Origin of the sequence: Catenibacterium sp. UBA627, assembly GCF_002299355.1 — a bacterium.
In the GTDB taxonomy this organism is placed as follows: Bacteria; Bacillota_I; Bacilli_A; order Erysipelotrichales; family Coprobacillaceae; genus Catenibacterium; species Catenibacterium mitsuoka.
The window spans coordinates 1-297 of record NZ_DBPF01000073.1 but is presented as its reverse complement, the minus strand read 5'-3'; the positions used below and the strand labels follow the sequence as shown (position 1 = coordinate 297).

The window sequence follows — 297 nt, the reverse complement described above, 5'->3', positions numbered from 1 at the left end:
TTAGTAGAAACAGGAACTGCAGATGAAATCTTTAGTAATCCTCTCCATCCATATACAAGATCATTATTATCTGCCATCCCTCATTCTAACCCAAGAGTAGAAAAGGTAAGAAAATCATTCTCTTATGATTATGAAACAAGCGGTCTTGATTATAATGCTGGTACTCAGCATCAGATTACTGAAACACACTTTGTATTAGGTACTGATGAAGATGTTGTACAGTTCAAGAAAGACGCAGCAAACTTCAAATTATAACATTTAAAGACTATGACACTTATGTGTGATAGTCTTTTTTTA

At 33.3% G+C, this 297-nt stretch carries 1 pseudogene; it reads left to right on the top strand.

Annotated features, from left to right (window positions below):
- A pseudogene (locus B2S90_RS04855) lies at nucleotides 1-255 on the top strand (peptide ABC transporter ATP-binding protein); the annotation flags it as partial.
- Between the last annotated feature and the right edge of the window lie 42 nt (nucleotides 256-297).